Here is a 17,064-nt window from a genome sequence, read left to right as displayed (position 1 = left end):
CGCCGATCCGCGTGGTCAGGCCACGGCGGATTCGGCGGCGGCGCGGGCGGCCTCGCGGTCGGCCGCGACCAGGCCGAGGCGGGTGCGGCGGTCGAGCAGGTCGGCGGCGTCGAGGGCCCCCTCGTGGCCGACCGCGTACGCGAATTCGGCTCGCAGTACATCGGTTCCGGGGGCGACCGGCTCGGCCAGGTCCGGGTGCCGGCGGGCGAGTTCGACCACCGCGCGCGCCTCGCTGCCGTACCGCTCCACCAGGGCCGGCGGTGCGGCGATGCGGTCGCGGGCGGTGCCGGTGATGGCTCCCACCAACGGAATTCGCATGGTGCGGCAGGGTCCGGCGGTCAGCTGTGCGCCGGCGACCGCGGCATCGACGGCGTCCTCGGCCATCCGCCGATAGGTGGTGAGTTTGCCGCCCACGACGGTGATCGGGCCACCCGGCGACCGGAGCACCGCGTGTTCGCGGGAGATGTCGGCGGTGCTGTCGGCCGCCGTGCGCAGCAGCGGCCGCAGGCCGGCGAAGCTGCCGCGGATATCGCTGCGGCACAACGGTTCCCGGAGCACCGTATTGACCGTGTCGAGCAGGAAGTCGATCTCCGCGTCGGACGGCCGCGGCTCGTCGGGGACCGGGCCCGGGGCGTCCTCGTCGGTGAGGCCCAGATAGACGCGACCGTGCGCGGCCGGCAGCGCGAAGACGAATCGGCTGGTACTGCCCGGGATCGGCACCGTCAGCGCGGCGGACAGGCCGCCGAAGGCCGCGGCGTCGAACACCAGATGGGTGCCGCGGCTGGGCCGCAGTTCGATGGCCGGATCCAGCCGGTCGGCCCAGACCCCGGTGGCATTGATCACGGAACGTGCTCGGACGGTGAGGGTTTCGCCGGACAGTGTGTCGCGCAGCACCGCCGAATCGCCGGTGATCTCCCGCGCCTCGACCCGGGTGAGAATATCGGCGCCGTGCGCCGCCGCGGTGCGCGCGATGGTCACGACCAGGCGGGCGTCGTCGACCAGTTGACCGTCCCAGGCCAGCAGGCCGCCGCGCAGGCCGCCGCGGCGCAGCGTCGGCGCCAGGCGCAGCGCCTCGGCGGCCGGTACCCGGCGGGAGCGCGGCAGGACCGCGGTGGAGGTTCCGGCGCTGCGCCGCAACACATCTCCGGCCAGGAATCCGGTGCGCACGACCGTCCGGCGGGTCGCGCCGAACCGGGGGAGCAGCGGGACCAGCTGGGGCAGGGCGCGGGTCAGATGCGGTGCGGTGGTGGTCATCAGCACATGCCGTTCCAGTGCGCTCTCGTGCGCGATCGCCACCCCGCCGCTCGCCAGGTAGCGCAGCCCGCCGTGCACCAGTTTCGAACTCCACCTGCTGGTTCCGAACGCCAGATCGTGCCGTTCCACCAGGACGGTCCGCAGGCCCCGGCTGGCCGCGTCCAGCGCGACCCCGGTGCCGGTCACGCCGCCGCCGACGACCAGGACGTCGACGATGCCCGCATCGCCGAGCGCGTGCAGTTCCCGGTGCCGCCGGTCGGCGTTCAGGGCCGAACTCGTGGGTATCCGCATATCCAGCTCCTGTCGTTCGAGGGATCAGGCCAGGCGTTCGGCGCCGTCGGGGATGAGGTATCCGTCGATCGCGCGGGCCAGTTCGGCGTCGAGATGCTGTTCGTCGAGGATGTCGCGGACCATATCGGCGGACTGGACCGCCGACTGCGCGATGAGCAGCAGCATGGTGGCCAGCTGTTCCGGATCGCCGTCCCGGATCGAACCGTCCCGCTGACCCTCCCGGATCACGGCGCCGAACAGCAGGATCAACTCGCGCTGATTGCGGCCGAGCCGGCCGAACACGTAGGTCAGCATGAGATCGGAGTCGGTGCGGAAGATCTTCATGAACAGCGGGTTGGTGCGGATCCGGTCGGCGCCGATGACGATTCCGTCCAGCAGCCGGCCCCGCGCGCAGCCGACCGTGGGTATGGCGTGCCCGACGATATCGCGCAACTCCCGGACCAGGAGATCGGCGATCAGGGCGCCGGTATCGGGCCAGCGGCGGTACACCGTGGGCCGGCTGACCCCGGCCCGGCGGGCCACCTCGGTCAGGGTCGTGCGGCGCACCCCGAATTCGGCGACGCAGGCGCGGGCCGCGTCGAGGATGGCGACGTCGACCGCGGACGGATCGGTGGCGGCGGCCTCCGCGTTCGACCAGGTGTCCGCGGGTATCTCGAGGTCGGCGAGGAGGGCCGCGGCGGCGTCCTCGTGGGCGGCCGCGGGGTGGGTGCTGCCGTTGTGCTGGGTGGGTTCGGTCGGGGACATCTGGACTCCGCGATGTGGTGGTTCGCGATCTGGCTGCGACGTGTCGGGTGGAACGCGGCCCGCCGAGCGGACTCCCGCCGCTCCGATGGCCTCGTTACCAGTTTACGTTCTATGTCATACTGTAACGCATGGGTGAGACCATGCATACCGGGACGGCGAGTTCCGAGGACGACATCGAGGCACGCCCGGAGATGATCTGGGACGCGTGGGGCGTGCCGGCGGGGCACACTCCGCTGCCGGAACGACTCCGGCGCCTGCTGGCCCAGGTGTTCGGCGTCTCGGGGGAGCCGGTGGCGCGCCGCGCCGAAGACGAGGTGCCGGTACGGGTTTCGGCACTGGGTGCGGAGGATCGGGCCGGGCTGGCGGCGGTGGTCGGCGCGGCCGGGGTCGACTCCGGCGACCGGGCCCGGTTGCGGCACGCCGGGGGTAAGAGCACCCCGGATCTGTTGCGGCGCCGCGCCGACGGGCCGCAGGACGCGCCCGATGCCGTGGTCACCCCGGCCGATCACGACGAGGTGCTGCAAGTATTGGCGTACTGCGCGGACCGGGGGATCGCGGTGGTGCCGTTCGGCGGCGGGACCAGTGTGGTCGGCGGCCTCGATCCGATCCGGGGCCGCTTCGGATCCGTTGTGGCCGTGGATCTCCGGCGGCTGGACGCGCTCACCGAGGTGGATCCGGTCAGCGGCACCGCCACCTTCGGCGCCGGCCTCACCGGCCCGCGCGCGGAACGGTTGCTGGCCCGGCACGGGTTGTCGCTCGGGCACTTTCCGCAGAGTTTCGAATTCGCCAGTATCGGCGGTTTCGCCGCGACCCGGTCCTCGGGACAGGCGTCGGCGGGATACGGCCGGTTCGACGACATGATCCAGCGGCTGATCGTCGCGACGCCCACGGGCACACTGGATCTCGGGCGCGCGCCGGCCTCGGCCGCCGGGCCCGATCTGCGCGAGTTGTTCGCGGGTTCCGAGGGCACGCTCGGCATCGTCACGGCGGTGACGCTGCGGGTCCATCCCGCGCCGGAAACCGTTACCTATCAAGGCTGGTCGTTCCCGGACTTCGCGGCCGGCGCCGCCGCGCTGCGACGGGTGGTGCAGACCGGTGCGGCGCCGACGGTGCTGCGGCTGTCCGACGAGGCGGAGACGGGCCTCAATCTGGCCCGCGCCGGTGACATCGGCGGCAATCCGGTCGGCGGCTGCCTGGCCGTGACCACCTTCGAGGGCACCGCGGACCATGTCGCCGCACGCAGCGCCGAGGCGTACGCCCTGCTCGCGGCCGCCGGTGGTACCGCGCTCGGCGAGCAGCCCGCGCGCGACTGGGAGCACGGCCGGTTCGCCGCCCCCTATCTGCGCGACGCCCTGCTGGATGTCGGAATCCTCTGCGAGACACTGGAAACCGCGACCGGCTGGTCCGATCTGGCGCGGCTGAAGGCGGCGGTGACCTCGGCGCTGACCGAGGAGCTGACCGCGCAGGGCACACCCCCGTTGATCATGTGCCACATCTCGCACACCTATCCCACCGGTGCGTCGCTGTACTTCACCGTCGTCGCGAAACAGGCCGACGACCCCATCGCCGGCTGGCAGCGCGCCAAACGGGCCGCCGGGGACGCGATCGTCGCGGACGGGGGCACCATCACCCATCACCACGCCGTCGGCGCCGACCACCGGCCGTGGCTCACCGCCGAGATCGGCGAACTGGGGGTGCGGGTGCTGCGCGCGGTCAAGGACGCGGTCGACCCGGCGGGAATCCTCAATCCCGGGAAGCTGATTCCGTGAGTGCGCTACGGTTCGGCCCGGTGAGGTGATGTGGTGCGTGAGATCCTGCTGGTGACCAACCCGCTGTCCGGCCACGGCAAGGGGCTGGCGGCGGCCGCGGCCGCGCGGGCCCGGTTCGACGCCCGCGGCGTGCGGGTGCGGGAGGTGTGCGGAGCGACGGCGGACGAGACCCGGCGGCTGGTCGCCGCGGCCGTCGCCGCGCCGGCGGTGCCCGCCGCCGTCGTCTGCGCGGGTGGCGACGGCCTGATCTGCGTGGTGCTGCAGGCCCTGACCGGCAGCGACGTGCCGCTGGGACTGCTGCCCGGTGGTACCGGCAACGATCTGGCGCGGGAGCTGGGTATTCCGGAGGGTGATCCGGAGCGGGCGGCCGACATCGTCTGTGACGGGACGGTCCGGGCCATCGATCTGGGTGTGGTCGAGACCGGCGAACACGACCTGCCCGCGCCCGAAACCGGTTCGGTGGAGCGGGATTTCGGCGATCCGGTACCCGGCGCCCTGCGCTTCGCGACCGTGGCGGCGACCGGCTTCGATGCGCGAGTCACGCTGCGCGCCAACCGGATGCGCCGTCCGAAGGGTTCGCTGCGCTACAGCCTGGCGGCGCTGTTCGAACTCACCGGGCGGCTCGCGGTGCCGTATCGCATCGAATTTCCCTCGAGCGCAACGACAGTCGATACCGACAGCGGTGCGACCGGGCCGATCGCGACCGGGCCGGTCACGGAGGCGGTCATGGTCGCCGTCGGCAACACCCGCAGTTACGGCGGGGGCATGCTGATCTGCCCGGACGCCGCGGTCGACGACGGACTGCTCGACGTGACCGTGGTCGGCCGGATGACCCGGCCCGAGATGGCACGCCTGCTGCCGGCGCTCGCGGCCGGCCGGCGCATCGAGCATCCGGCGGTGACGCAGTACCGGACGCCGTCGGTGCGGGTGTCGGCGGCGGCGCCGGTGACCGCCGACGGGGAACCGATCGGGATGTTGCCCGCGGTCTTCCGCGCACTGCCCGCGGCGCGTCCGATGCTCGTGCCCGGCGTGAATTCGCCGCGCGTGTTTCCGTGACACGCCGTGCCGAAGGGGCGAAATGTCCCCATTGACGGGTGTGATCGAATTCACCGCGGTAGCCGTATGCCGAAATCCGCGTTCGCCGGAAACGTGCTGCGGCCCGATTCGAGTACCGAAATCCGCCGGTGTCCCGCTCCGTTCGGAGCGATCGGATTGCGCGCGCGCCGTCGCGCTCGCGTGCGGCGGAGGCCGCGAGCGCCGATCCGGCGCGATGCGGAAATTCGCCGACCTGCGGATCCGGCCCCCGGCGTGGTGACCGCCGACCGCGCGGGCGCGCCGTCCGCAGGGGCCGATCCCGGGCCGGTCGCGGGCATGATGATCGGGAAACTCGCGGCAACGCAAACGATTCGGGCAGAACCTGAGAAAAGGCTTTGGATTCGGTTTCCGGGCCGGAAACGGCGGTAATCTAGTTGGCGTGGGCGGGGTTTTCGGTGTCCCTCATCCGCCGAAAGCCCCGCCCTTCGGGTTTCTGCCGACCCTTTTAGGTTGTGAGCCCCTCCACTCCTTAGAATCGCACGGTGACCAGCGCAGCCCCTGAGAACTCACGCAATCGTGCCGACGACCTCCCCAAGAGCTGGAACCCCGGCGACGTAGAGGCCGACCTGTACGAGGGCTGGGTAGCGGCCGGTTACTTCCACGCCGACGCCGATAGCGACCGGCCCGCCTACTCGATCGTGCTGCCGCCGCCGAACGTCACCGGCAATCTGCACATGGGCCACGCCTTCGACCACACCCTCATGGACCTGCTGACCCGTCGCAAGCGGATGCAGGGGTACGAGGTGCTGTGGCTGCCGGGTATGGACCACGCCGGTATCGCCACCCAGTCCGTGGTGGAGAAGCAGCTCGCCGTCGACGGCAAGACCAAAGAGGACTTCGGCCGCGAGCTGTTCATCGACAAGGTCTGGGACTGGAAGCGCGAATCCGGTGGCGCCATCCAGGGCCAGATGCGCCGCCTCGGCGACGGCGTCGACTGGGCCCGCGACCGCTTCACCATGGACGACGGCCTGTCGCGCGCCGTGCAGACCATCTTCGAGCGCCTCTACAACGCGGGCCTGATCTACCGCGCCGAGCGCCTGGTGAACTGGTCGCCGGTGTTGCAGACCGCCATCTCCGACGTCGAGGTGAAGTACGAGGACGTGGAGGGCGAGCTCGTCTCGCTGCGCTACGGCTCGCTGAACGACGACGAGCCGCACGTGATCGTCGCCACCACCCGGGTGGAGACCATGCTCGGCGACACCGCGGTGGCGGTGCACCCCGACGACGAGCGGTACCGCGACTTGATCGGCTCGACGGTGTACCACCCGATCACCGGGCGGCAGATCCCGATCGTCGCCGACGACTACGTCGATCCCGAATTCGGTTCCGGCGCAGTGAAGATCACGCCCGCGCACGATCCGAACGACTTCGAGCTCGGCCTGCGGCACAACCTGCCGATGCCCACCATCATGGACAAATCCGGCAAGATCGCCGACAGCGGAACCGAATTCGACGGTATGGACCGGTTCGAGGCGCGTGCCGAGATCCGCAAGCGGCTCGCCGCGGAGGGCCGCGTGGTCGCCGAGAAGCGGCCGTACGTCCACAGTGTCGGGCATTCCGAGCGGTCCGGTGAGCCCATCGAACCCCGGCTGTCGATGCAGTGGTGGGTGAAGGTGGAGTCGATCGCGAAGGCCGCGGGCGACGCGGTCCGCAACGGCCAGGTGACCATCTATCCGGCGAGCCAGGAGCCGCGCTGGTTCGAGTGGGTCGACAACATGCACGACTGGTGCATCTCCCGGCAGCTGTGGTGGGGCCACCGGATCCCGATCTGGTACGGCCCGGAGGGCGACGTCGTGTGCGTCGGCCCCGGTGAGCAGGCCCCCGAGGGCTATGTGCAGGACCCGGACGTGCTCGACACCTGGTTCTCCTCCGGTCTGTGGCCGTTCTCGACCATGGGCTGGCCGGAGTCCTCACCGGAACTGGCGAAGTTCTATCCGACCAGCGTGCTCGTCACCGGCTACGACATCCTGTTCTTCTGGGTGGCGCGGATGATGATGTTCGGCATGTTCGTGTCCGAGGACGCGGCGATCACCACCGGCAAGGATCCGCAGCGCATCCAGGTGCCGTTCGACGACGTGTTCCTGCACGGCCTGATCCGCGACGAATTCGGCCGCAAGTACTCGAAGTCCAAGGGCATCGGCGTCGACCCGCTGGTGTGGATCGACGAATACGGCGCCGACGCAACGCGTTTCACCCTCGCGCGGGGTGCGCAGCCGGGCAGCGACCTGTCCGTCGGCGAACCGCACGTGCAGGCGTCGCGCAACTTCGTCACCAAGCTGTACAACGCCGCCAAGTTCGCGCTGATGAACGGCGCCGTGCCGGGCGAACTGCCCGCGCGCGCCGCGCTCACCGACGCCGACCGCTGGATCCTCGATCGGCTGAACGAGGTTCGCGCCGAAGTGGATTCGTCGTTCGAGCGGTACGAGTTCGGTAAGGCCTGCGAGGCGCTCTACCACTTCACCTGGGACGAATTCTGTTCCTGGTACCTGGAACTGGCCAAGGTGCAGTTCGCCGAATCGGCCGAGCGGGCCGCCGGCACCCGCGTGGTGCTCGGCACGGTGCTCGACGCCGTGCTGCGGCTGCTGCATCCGGCCATGCCGTTCGTCACCGAATCGCTGTGGCTGGCCCTGACCACCGACGAGCGTGGAGTGCGTACCGCCGGCGCCTCGATCGTGATCGCCTCCTGGCCACAGGATTCCGGCATTGCCGCCGACGAGGTTGCGGCGCAGCGCATTTCGGACACCCAGCGGTTGATCACGGAGATCCGCCGGTTCCGCAGCGATCAGGGGCTCACCGACAGTCAGAAGGTGGCCGCGCGGATCGTCGGCATCGATACCGCGGATCTGGACGGGCAACTGGCCGAGATCACCACCCTGGCCCGGCTCACCGCGGCCGGTGACGGATTCGCCGCCACCGCCGCGCTCGAGGTGCGGCTGTCCGCGGCGACGGTGACCGTCGAGATCGACACCTCCGGGACGATCGACCTCGACGCCGAACGCCGCCGCCTGGAGAAGGATCTGGCCGCCGCGCAGAAGGAATTGACCGGCACCACAGCGAAATTGGGTAACGAGGCGTTCCTCGCCAAGGCGCCCGACGAGGTGGTCGCCAAGATCCGCACCCGGCAGGAGATCGCCGAGGCGGAGGTGGCCCGGATCGGGGCGCGGCTGGACGAGATCGCGAAGCTGGCCGGTAAGTGACGACAGGCGGGAGTTGGGCAGGCGTGAACGCGGAACCGGAGTATCAGCACGGGGGCGCCGGGCGCCTGCACTCGGGCCCGTCCCCGGTCGACCTGGCCGAGATGGCCCTGGTCGAGGCGGAACTCGATCGGCGGTGGGGTGAGCAGCGCATCGAGCCGTCGCTCACCCGCATCGCCACCCTGATGGATCTGCTGGGCTCGCCGCAACAGGCGTATCCGGCCATCCACGTCGCCGGTACCAACGGCAAGACGTCGGTGACCCGGATCATCGACTCGCTGCTGACCGCGCTGCACCGACGCACCGGCCGGTTCACCAGTCCGCATCTGCAATTGGCGACCGAGCGCATCGCGATCGACAACGCGCCGATCACCCCGGCGCGCTACGTCGAGACCTATCGCGAACTGTTGCCGTACGTCGAGATGATCGACGAGCGGTCGGAGAAGGCCGGCGGCCCGCGGATGAGCAAGTTCGAGGTGCTCACCGCCATGGCCTACGCCGCCTTCGCGGAGGCGCCGGTCGACGTCGCCGTGATCGAGACCGGGATGGGCGGCACCTGGGACGCGACCAACGTCGTCGACGGCCAGGTCGCGGTGATCACCCCGATCGGGCTCGACCACACCGACTACCTCGGTCCGGACCTGACCTCGATCGCCGGAGAGAAGGCCGGGATCATCAAGGCCGCCCCGAAGGATCTGCTGGTACCGCGCGACACCGTTGCGATCATCGCCGAGCAGCAGCCCGAGGCGATGGAGGTGCTGCTGCGCCGCGCGGTGGCCGCCGACGCCGCCGTCGCGCGGGCCGGATCGGAATTCCGGGTGCTGTCGCGGCGGATCGCCGTCGGCGGGCAGGTGCTGGAACTCCAGGGCCTGGGTGGGGTGTACGACGACATCTTCCTGCCGCTGCACGGTGAGCATCAGGCCGCCAACGCGGTGCTGGCGCTGGCGGCGGTGGAGGCGTTCTTCGGCGCGGGGGCCGAGCGGCAACTCGACATCGAGGCGGTGCGGGCCGGTTTCGCGAACGCGATCAGTCCGGGCCGGATGGAACGGATGCGCAGCGCGCCCACCATCTTCCTCGACGCCGCGCACAATCCGGACGGTGCGCGCGCGCTGGCCGCCACGCTGAGCGGCGAATTCGATTTCCGTAGGCTGATCGGCGTGGTCGCGGTGCCGGCCGACAAGGACGTCGACGGCATCCTGACGGCGTTGGAGCCGGTGTTCGACGAGATCGTGGTCACCACCAACGGCTCACCGCGCGCGCTGCCGGTCGACGATCTGGCCGACCGGGCGGTACAACGATTCGGTGACGAACGGGTGGTCCCGGCCGCCACGCTGACCGACGCCGTCGAGACCGCCATCGCTCTCGCCGAGGAGGCCGGTGACACCGGCGAGCCGATCTCGGGAGCGGGCATCGTCATCACCGGATCGGTGGTCACCGCCGGTACGGCTCGGTCGCTGTTCGGAAAGGATCCGCAATGAGTGGTGAGGAAGGACAGCCGGCCGTGCCGCCGCCGGCCACCGATCCGTGGAAGGGCCTGCGCGGTGTGATGGCCGGCACCTTGGTGCTGGAGGCCATCACCGTACTGCTGGCGCTGCCGGTGGTCGGCGCGGTCGGCGGCGGGCTGAGCTGGTGGTCGGTGCTCTGCCTGGTCGGCCTGGCCGTGCTGATGTTCGCCGGCGCCGGACTGCAGCGCCGGTCCTGGGCGCTGGGGTTCAACCTGGGACTGCAGGCGCTGGTGCTGGCCGCCACCGCGATCCATGTGTCCATCGGTGTCATCGGCGTGATCTTCGCCGCGGTGTGGGCTTTCATTCTGGTGCTGCGCCACGACGTCAAGCGCCGGATGGAACAGGGGTTGCTGCCGAGTCAGCGGACCGCGGCGCAGTCCGGATCGTGATCCGGCGGGCCGCCGAGTCCCGACGTCGCTGCGGGGGTCCGGCGCCTTATAGGCTGTGCCCGTGACTGAGCAGACGTTGGTACTCATCAAGCCCGACGGCGTGGCCCGGGGACTGATCGGCGAGATCATCACCCGGATCGAGCGCAAGGGCCTGAGGATCGCCGCCCTGGAGCTGAAGCAGGTCGGTGGCGACCTGGCCGGCTCCCACTACGCCGAGCATGCCGACAAGCCGTTCTACGACTCCCTGATCGAATTCATCACCTCCGGCCCGGTCCTCGCGGCCGTCCTCGAGGGCCCCCGCGCCGTCGCCGCGTTCCGGCAGATCGCCGGCGGCACCGACCCGGTCGAGAAGGCCGTGCCGGGCAGCATCCGCGGCGACTACGCGTTGGAGACCCAGTACAACCTCGTCCACGGTTCCGATTCCCCCGAATCCGCCAAGCGCGAGATCGCGCTCTGGTTCCCCGAGTTCGCCCAGTAACCGACGGCCCGCGGCCCCCGGGAGCGACCTGCCCGGGGGCCCGCTCAGCGGCCCGGACCAGCGAACACAGCGTCGATGGCGAGGGTGTCCCATCGGATATGGGATACTGGGAACGGAAGTGTTGGATACCCGCCGCCATAGCGGGTGGCAAACACTACCGAATGGCACCGCGGTTCGACGCCGATCATCGCTGCCCCGGACGGTTACCAAGACTCGGCTGTCCGGCGCGCGCTGGATGATTGCTCGGACCCTGGTGTCGGAAGCCAACAGCCAGGCGCCGCGTGACCAGTTAGCCCGCCGAAAGACGTATGAATGGTGATAACCGGGCACGCGGGGCGAAGACCACAGGACCTTGCGCCCGCACGGGCGTGAGGCAGACGGACAGCGCCCCCGCGTCGGCCGCGTCACTCTCCTGACGGAGGGACGCGCCCGGGGGCCCGAGGAGATTTCGTGGCCGATCAAGAGCCGCAGGGAACATCGCAGAGCAACGGTGAACGCGCTTCGCAGGAGGCGAACGGCGCGGGGGAGGCAGTGCAGTTGCCCGATCGAATCCGGGTGCACGCGCTGGCCAAATTGCTGGGAACCACCAGCAAGCGCATTCTGGCCCATCTGACCGAATTGGGCGCCGAAGCCCGCAGCCCGCAGTCCAGCCTCGACCGGACGGTCGCCGAGTCGGTGCGTGAAGCACTGAACCCGGCGGAGTCCGCCGAGACGGCGACTGCGGCCGAGGGTGCGACCGCCACGGCGGCCCAGCCCGAATCGGCCGGTACGGACGCTACGAATGCTGAGGCCGGCCCGGCCCAGACGTCAGCGGCGGCGGAGGCCGCCATCGTATCCGAGGTCGCCACGGCGGCCCTCGTCCCGGAGGAACCGCTACCCGCCGGGACCGACCCCTTCGGCGAGCCGCCCGCGGCCGCCGACCCGACCCCACCGCGGCAGTCGCTGTTCACCAGCCCGTTCCGGGCGCCGGAACCCGTCGCAGCCGCCGAACCGGTGGTCTTCGAGCCGGCCGCGGTGTTCACCGCGCCGCTGTTCCTGTCGCCGGACGCCGCCGCGGCCGAGCAGGAACGCCGCAAGCGCCGGTCCGAGCGCGAGGTCCGCGAGTCCGAGCGGGAGGTGCGCGACCGTGAGGTGCGGGACGTGCGCGAGCGCGAGGTGCGGGACGAGCGCGAGGCGCGGGATGTGCGCGAGCGTGAGGTCCCCGAGGAGGAGCCGGTCGCCGAGGAGACCGACGCCGAATCCGCCGACTGGGACGACGAGTCGCAGGACGACGGCGAGGACGGCGGCCGCTCCCGCCGGCGCCGCCGGGGCCGTCGCGGCCGCGGCCGGGGCCGGGGCGAACAGCACGCCGACCAGGACCAGGACGAGAACGAGACCTCCGCCGAGGCCGGGGAGTCCGCCGAGGACGGCGATACCGAACCCGGTGCCGAGGAGGCCGACGAGTCGGCCGAGGACAACGCCGACGAGGGCGATTCCGGCGAGGGCTCGAGCCGCCGGCGCCGGCGTCGCCGCCGCCGCAAGGGTGGCGAGGATGGCGAGACCGAATCCTCCGAGGACGATCCGCCGAATACGGTCGTGCACGAGCGGGAACCGCGCAACAAGCGGCGCGCCGTCGACGAGGTGCAGGGCATCACGGGTTCGACCCGCCTGGAGGCCAAGCGGCAGCGCCGGCGCGACGGCCGGGAGGCCGGTCGCCGTCGTCCGCCGATCCTGACCGAGTCGGAGTTCCTGGCCCGCCGCGAGTCGGTCGACCGGGTCATGGTGGTCCGCGAGAAGCGCATCGCCGCCGACACCGGCGAACACGCCCACGGTCCCGCCGATATCACCCAGGTCGCGGTGCTCGAGGACAACATCCTCGTCGAGCACTTCGTGACCAGCACCGGCAGCGCGTCCATGGTCGGCAACGTCTATCTGGGCAAGGTGCAGAACGTGCTGCCCAGCATGGAGGCGGCGTTCGTCGACATCGGCCGCGGCCGCAACGGCGTGCTGTACGCGGGCGAGGTGAACTGGGAGGCCGCCGGGCTCGGCGGTAAGGAACGCAAGATCGAGCAGGCGTTGCGTCCCGGCGACACCGTGCTCGTGCAGGTCTCCAAGGATCCGGTCGGGCACAAGGGCGCCCGGCTGACCACGCAGATCAGCCTGGCCGGTCGCTTCCTGGTGTACGTGCCCGGCGGCACCTCCACCGGCATCAGCCGCAAACTGCCCGACACCGAGCGCAAGCGGCTCAAGGAGATCCTGCGCGATATCGTCCCGCAGGACGCCGGCGTGATCATCCGCACCGCGTCCGAGGGTGTCAGCGAGGCCGAACTGGCCCGCGACGTCGAGCGGCTGCAGGCCACCTGGCGGACCATCGAGGACCACTCCCGGCACAGCGGGGCCGCGCCGAAGACCCTCTACGAGGAGCCGGACCTGCTGGTCAAGGTCATCCGTGACCTGTTCAACGAGGACTTCTCCAAGCTGGTCATCGAGGGCGACCGGGCCTGGACGACCGTGGAGAACTACATCCGCACGGTCGCGCCGGATCTGCTGGTCCGCGTCGAGCGATACGACCACGACCATGTGGACGTGTTCGGCAGCTACCGCATCGACGAGCAGCTGGCCAAGGCGCTCGACCGCAAGGTGTGGTTGCCCTCGGGCGGCACCCTGGTCATCGATCGCACCGAGGCCATGACGGTCATCGACGTCAACACCGGCAAGTTCACCGGCGCCGGCGGCAGCAACCTGGAAGAGACCGTCACCCGCAACAACCTCGAGGCCGCCGAGGAGATCGTGCGGCAGATGCGGTTGCGTGACATCGGCGGCATGATCGTCGTCGACTTCATCGATATGGTGCTGGAGTCGAACCGCGATCTGGTGCTGCGGCGGCTGACCGAGGCGCTGGGCCGCGACCGCACCCGGCACCAGGTGTCCGAGGTCACCTCGCTGGGCCTGGTCCAGATGACCCGCAAGAAGCTGGGCACCGGGCTGGTGGAGGCGTTCTCCACCACCTGTGAGCACTGCCACGGCCGCGGCATCATCGTGCACAACTACCCGGTCGAGTCCGCACCCGCGGAAGAGGGTGTGGGCGGCCGCCGGGAGGGCCGTCGCCGCCGCAAGGACAAGGAGAAGGCCCCGGCCCCGCCGATCGTCGCGGCCCCGGCCACCAACGGCGTCGCGCCGGTCGCCGAACCGCATCACGTCGAGGAGGAGGCGGCCGTCAGGCGGGCGCATCCGGTGGCGCTGGCGATGGCCGCGCACACGACCGACGACGACGAGGCCGTCGAACCGCTCGAGGACGACATCGTCGAGGTCGACCTCGACGACGAGACGGAGGAGAGCGCGCCGGAGCCCATCGCGGAACCGGTCGCCGAGCGTTCGCCGCGCCGGTCGCGGGAGCGGCTGCGGCGACGGGCCGAGCGGTCCGTGGACACCGACGGTGTGCCGGCGCGGCCGGCCGAGCCGGTGGCGGCGCCCGAGCCGGTGGCGGCGACGCCGATCCCGGAACCGGTCGCCGAGCCGGCGGCCGCCACGGAGCCCGGTGTGCGGCGGGAGCGGCGACGTGTCGCCCGGACCGCCGCGGCGCCCAAGACCGACAGCGCGGGCGCGGTGTTCGTGCTGTCCAGTGCGGACGAGGAAGCGGCTCCCGCGGTGGACTTCACCACGATCGAGCCCGTCAGCGTCCCGCGCAGCCGGCCGCGACGCCGCGGCGCAGGCCGGGCCGCGGGAGCTCCCGAGTCCAACGACTGAAGCGGGTACGCCCGCCCCGGACCCGGTTTGGTCGCGCGGGCGGGCGTCCTGTAACCTCGGTTAGTCGCTGCCCGGTGACAGCAATGTGCTGTGCGACCTGAGTGCCGCAAGGCGGGCCTTGTTTCCGTGCCTACCAGGGCACTGAGGCGGCGGTGATTACCAGACCAGAGATGCGGCGGTCCTCCGGTGCGAACCGGACCGGGCCGCACGGCACAGTGCCGAGCACATGTACAGAAAGAAGGGCAGCCGACCGATGGCAACGTACGCGATCGTCAAGACCGGCGGAAAGCAGTACAAGGTCGCGGTCGGTGACCTGGTGAAGGTCGAGAAGATCGAGGGTGAGCCGGGCACTGCGGTGTCGCTGGTGCCGGTGCTGGTCGTCGACGGCGCCACGCTGACCTCCGACAAGGACGCGCTGGCGAAGGTTTCGGTGTCCGCCGAGGTGGTCGATCAGACCAAGGGCCCGAAGATCCGCATCCACAAGTTCAAGAACAAGACCGGCTACCACAAGCGTCAGGGACACCGTCAGAAGCTGACGGTCCTGAAGGTCACCGGCATCCAGTAACCCGGACTCTCCACGGAGACGTCCCCCCACAGACTTCCGGGGTCTGACCGCCCCAGGCACGAGGAGTACTAGTCATGGCACACAAGAAGGGTGCATCCAGCTCCCGCAACGGTCGCGATTCGAACGCCCAGCGGCTCGGCGTCAAGCGCTTCGGCGGTCAGTCCGTCCAGGCCGGCGAGATCCTGGTCCGGCAGCGCGGCACCCACTTCCACCCGGGCGTGAACGTCGGCCGTGGCGGCGACGACACGCTGTTCGCCCTCGCGGCGGGTGCGGTCGAGTTCGGCAGCAAGCGTGGCCGCAAGACCGTGAACATCGTGGTTCCGGAGCCGGCGCAGGCCTGAGCCGCGCCGGAGCCTCCACACACTTCGAAGCGGGTCAGGGTGACACAACACCCTGACCCGCTTTTCGTTTGCCGACCGTCCCCGCACCGACCGGGCGTCGCCGACATGTCCTGAAGGAGGATCATCACATCATGTCCAAATTCATCGACCGCGTCGTGCTGCACGTCCGGGCCGGTAAAGGTGGTCACGGCTGCGCCTCGGTGCATCGCGAGAAGTACAAGCCGCTCGGCGGGCCCGACGGCGGCAACGGCGGCAACGGCGGGGATGTGATCCTCGAGGTCGACCCGAACGTGCACACCCTGCTCGACTTCCACTTCCATCCGCATGCCCGCGCCGGCAGCGGCAAGTCCGGCGAGGGCAGCAACCGCAACGGCAAACAGGGCGAGGACCTGCTGCTGAAGGTGCCGGACGGTACCGTGGTGACCGACGGCGACGGCGGGGTGCTGGCCGATCTGGTCGGCGCCGGAACCCGATACGTGGCCGCGCTCGGCGGTCGCGGCGGCCTCGGCAATGCCGCGCTGGTGTCGAAGGCCCGCAAGGCGCCCGGTTTCGCCCTGCTCGGCGAGGACGGCGAGGAGCGCGATCTCGTCCTGGAGCTGAAATCGGTCGCCGATGTCGGCCTGGTCGGATTCCCGTCCGCCGGTAAGTCGTCGCTGGTGTCGGTGCTGTCGGCGGCCAAGCCGAAGATCGCGGACTATCCGTTCACGACGCTGGTGCCGAATCTCGGTGTCGTGCAGTCCGGTGACACCACCTTCACCATCGCCGACGTGCCGGGGCTGATCCCGGGCGCGAGCGAGGGCCGCGGGCTGGGCCTGGACTTCCTGCGGCATCTCGAGCGCTGCGCGGTCCTCGCCCATGTGGTGGACTGCGCCACCGGCGAACCCGGCCGCGACCCGATCTCCGATGTGGACGCGCTGGAGGCGGAACTGGCCGCCTATCAGCCCGCGCTGCAGGGCGACGCGAGCCTCGGCGATCTGGCGGATCGGCCGCGGGTAGTGGTGCTCAACAAGATCGATATCCCGGACGCCGCCGAACTGGCCGATATGGTGGCCGCCGAATTCGCGTCGCGCGGCTGGCCGGTGTTCGAGATCTCCACGGTGAGCCGGGAAGGCTTGCGCCCGTTGACCTTCGCGCTCGGCCGGCTGGTCGACGAATATCGCGAGGCGCATCCCAAGGCAGAGCCCCGGCGGCCGGTCATCCGCCCGATCGTCAAGGGCGAGAGCGGATTCAGCGTCATCCCCGATCCGGAGGTGCCCGGCGGGTTCATCGTCGCCGGCGAGCGCCCGGAGCGCTGGGTGCACCAGACCCAGTTCGACAACGACGAGGCCGTGGGTTACCTGGCCGACCGGCTGGCCCGGCTCGGAGTCGAGGACGAACTCGTCCGCCAGGGTGCGGAACCGGGCGCCCCGGTCACCATCGGGGATGTCTGTTTCGACTGGGAGCCGACGATTTCCGCCGGTGTCGAGGTCATGATGACGCGCCGCGGCGTGGATCCGCGCCTGGAGCGCAACGAGCGGATCGGTGCCGCCGAGCGCAAGCACGCCTCGCGGGTACGGCGAGGTCTGGTGCCGGAGGACGAGGAGCTGTGAGTACGGCCCCACGGTGTGGGGCCCGCGGCGAGTGAGGGATGGTTCGAGTGAGTTCCGATACGGTGCAAGAGGATTCGGGTCCGCTTCGAAGCTCGGCGGATGAACCGAGCCCGGCCCGGCGGGC

General features: G+C 70.6%; 12 protein-coding genes. 10 read left to right on the top strand and 2 right to left on the bottom strand.

Annotated elements, in window-relative coordinates:
• Positions 1-15: 15 nt before the first annotated feature.
• Together G361_RS0119530 and G361_RS0119525 are read right to left on the bottom strand one after the other, a co-directional pair.
• Positions 16-1,545 (bottom strand): glycerol-3-phosphate dehydrogenase/oxidase, encoded by a 1,530-nt coding sequence (locus tag G361_RS0119530; RefSeq protein ID WP_019928795.1) that lies wholly within the window; start codon positions 1,543-1,545, stop codon positions 16-18.
• 24 nt (positions 1,546-1,569) lie between these two features.
• Entirely contained in the window at positions 1,570-2,289 is a 720-nt protein-coding gene (locus G361_RS0119525) for a TetR/AcrR family transcriptional regulator (protein WP_019928794.1), read from the bottom strand.
• A gap of 191 nt (positions 2,290-2,480) precedes the next feature.
• Here G361_RS0119525 and G361_RS0119520 point away from each other — a divergent pair, with 191 nt between their 5' ends.
• The 10 genes from G361_RS0119520 to obgE all read left to right on the top strand — a co-directional run bounded on the left by G361_RS0119520 (position 2,481) and on the right by obgE (position 16,940).
• The gene (locus G361_RS0119520) at positions 2,481-4,058 is read left to right on the top strand and encodes an FAD-binding oxidoreductase (RefSeq protein ID WP_026343249.1); all 1,578 of its coding nucleotides are present in this window, start codon (positions 2,481-2,483) and stop codon (positions 4,056-4,058) included.
• A 33-nt stretch (positions 4,059-4,091) separates the two neighbouring features.
• Positions 4,092-5,114 (top strand): diacylglycerol kinase family protein, encoded by a 1,023-nt coding sequence (locus G361_RS0119515; protein WP_231386925.1) that lies wholly within the window; start codon positions 4,092-4,094, stop codon positions 5,112-5,114.
• Positions 5,115-5,635: 521 nt separating this feature from the next.
• Complete coding sequence (locus G361_RS0119505; protein ID WP_019928790.1) at positions 5,636-8,350, top strand: valine--tRNA ligase; 2,715 nt, start codon at positions 5,636-5,638, stop codon at positions 8,348-8,350.
• Between the two features lie 101 nt (positions 8,351-8,451).
• Positions 8,452-9,825, top strand: coding sequence for a folylpolyglutamate synthase/dihydrofolate synthase family protein (locus G361_RS0119500; protein ID WP_052172835.1), 1,374 nt, complete (start codon positions 8,452-8,454; stop codon positions 9,823-9,825).
• Positions 9,822-10,241 carry a DUF4233 domain-containing protein gene (locus tag G361_RS0119495; RefSeq protein WP_019928788.1) on the top strand — a complete coding sequence of 140 codons (420 nt, stop codon included), beginning with the start codon at positions 9,822-9,824 and terminating at the stop codon, positions 10,239-10,241. Before G361_RS0119500 ends, G361_RS0119495 begins: the two co-directional genes overlap by 4 nt.
• Before the next feature lie 61 nt (positions 10,242-10,302).
• Positions 10,303-10,719: a nucleoside-diphosphate kinase gene (gene ndk / locus G361_RS0119490; RefSeq protein ID WP_019928787.1), complete on the top strand. Its 417-nt coding sequence runs from the start codon at positions 10,303-10,305 to the stop codon at positions 10,717-10,719.
• A 450-nt stretch (positions 10,720-11,169) separates the two neighbouring features.
• On the top strand, positions 11,170-14,445 hold the full coding sequence (locus G361_RS0119485) for a translation initiation factor IF-2 N-terminal domain-containing protein (protein WP_026343247.1): 3,276 nt from the start codon (positions 11,170-11,172) through the stop codon (positions 14,443-14,445).
• A 253-nt stretch (positions 14,446-14,698) separates the two neighbouring features.
• Complete coding sequence (gene rplU, locus G361_RS0119480; protein WP_026343246.1) at positions 14,699-15,010, top strand: 50S ribosomal protein L21; 312 nt, start codon at positions 14,699-14,701, stop codon at positions 15,008-15,010.
• 74 nt (positions 15,011-15,084) lie between these two features.
• Positions 15,085-15,351, top strand: coding sequence for a 50S ribosomal protein L27 (rpmA, locus tag G361_RS0119475; RefSeq protein WP_019928784.1), 267 nt, complete (start codon positions 15,085-15,087; stop codon positions 15,349-15,351).
• Between the two features lie 131 nt (positions 15,352-15,482).
• On the top strand, positions 15,483-16,940 hold the full coding sequence (obgE, locus tag G361_RS0119470; protein ID WP_019928783.1) for a GTPase ObgE: 1,458 nt from the start codon (positions 15,483-15,485) through the stop codon (positions 16,938-16,940).
• The last annotated feature ends 124 nt before the right edge of the window (positions 16,941-17,064 follow it).

Origin of the sequence: Nocardia sp. BMG111209 (assembly GCF_000381925.1) — a bacterium.
Lineage (GTDB): Bacteria > Actinomycetota > Actinomycetes > Mycobacteriales > Mycobacteriaceae > Nocardia.
The sequence above is the reverse complement of the archived record's forward strand: the minus strand, read 5'-3'. Positions and strand labels throughout refer to the sequence as shown.

What these genes read in the sequence shown, in the direction of transcription:
- G361_RS0119530 (WP_019928795.1), bottom strand. Translation starts at nt 1,545, where the DNA reads ATGCGGATACCCACGAGTTCGGCCCTGAACGCCGACCGGCGGCACCGG.
- G361_RS0119525 (WP_019928794.1), bottom strand. Translation starts at nt 2,289, where the DNA reads ATGTCCCCGACCGAACCCACCCAGCACAACGGCAGCACCCACCCCGCG.
- G361_RS0119520 (WP_026343249.1), top strand. Translation starts at nt 2,481, where the DNA reads ATGATCTGGGACGCGTGGGGCGTGCCGGCGGGGCACACTCCGCTGCCG.
- G361_RS0119500 (WP_052172835.1), top strand. Translation starts at nt 8,452, where the DNA reads ATGGCCCTGGTCGAGGCGGAACTCGATCGGCGGTGGGGTGAGCAGCGC.
- G361_RS0119495 (WP_019928788.1), top strand. Translation starts at nt 9,822, where the DNA reads ATGAGTGGTGAGGAAGGACAGCCGGCCGTGCCGCCGCCGGCCACCGAT.
- rplU (WP_026343246.1), top strand. Translation starts at nt 14,699, where the DNA reads ATGGCAACGTACGCGATCGTCAAGACCGGCGGAAAGCAGTACAAGGTC.
- rpmA (WP_019928784.1), top strand. Translation starts at nt 15,085, where the DNA reads ATGGCACACAAGAAGGGTGCATCCAGCTCCCGCAACGGTCGCGATTCG.
- obgE (WP_019928783.1), top strand. Translation starts at nt 15,483, where the DNA reads ATGTCCAAATTCATCGACCGCGTCGTGCTGCACGTCCGGGCCGGTAAA.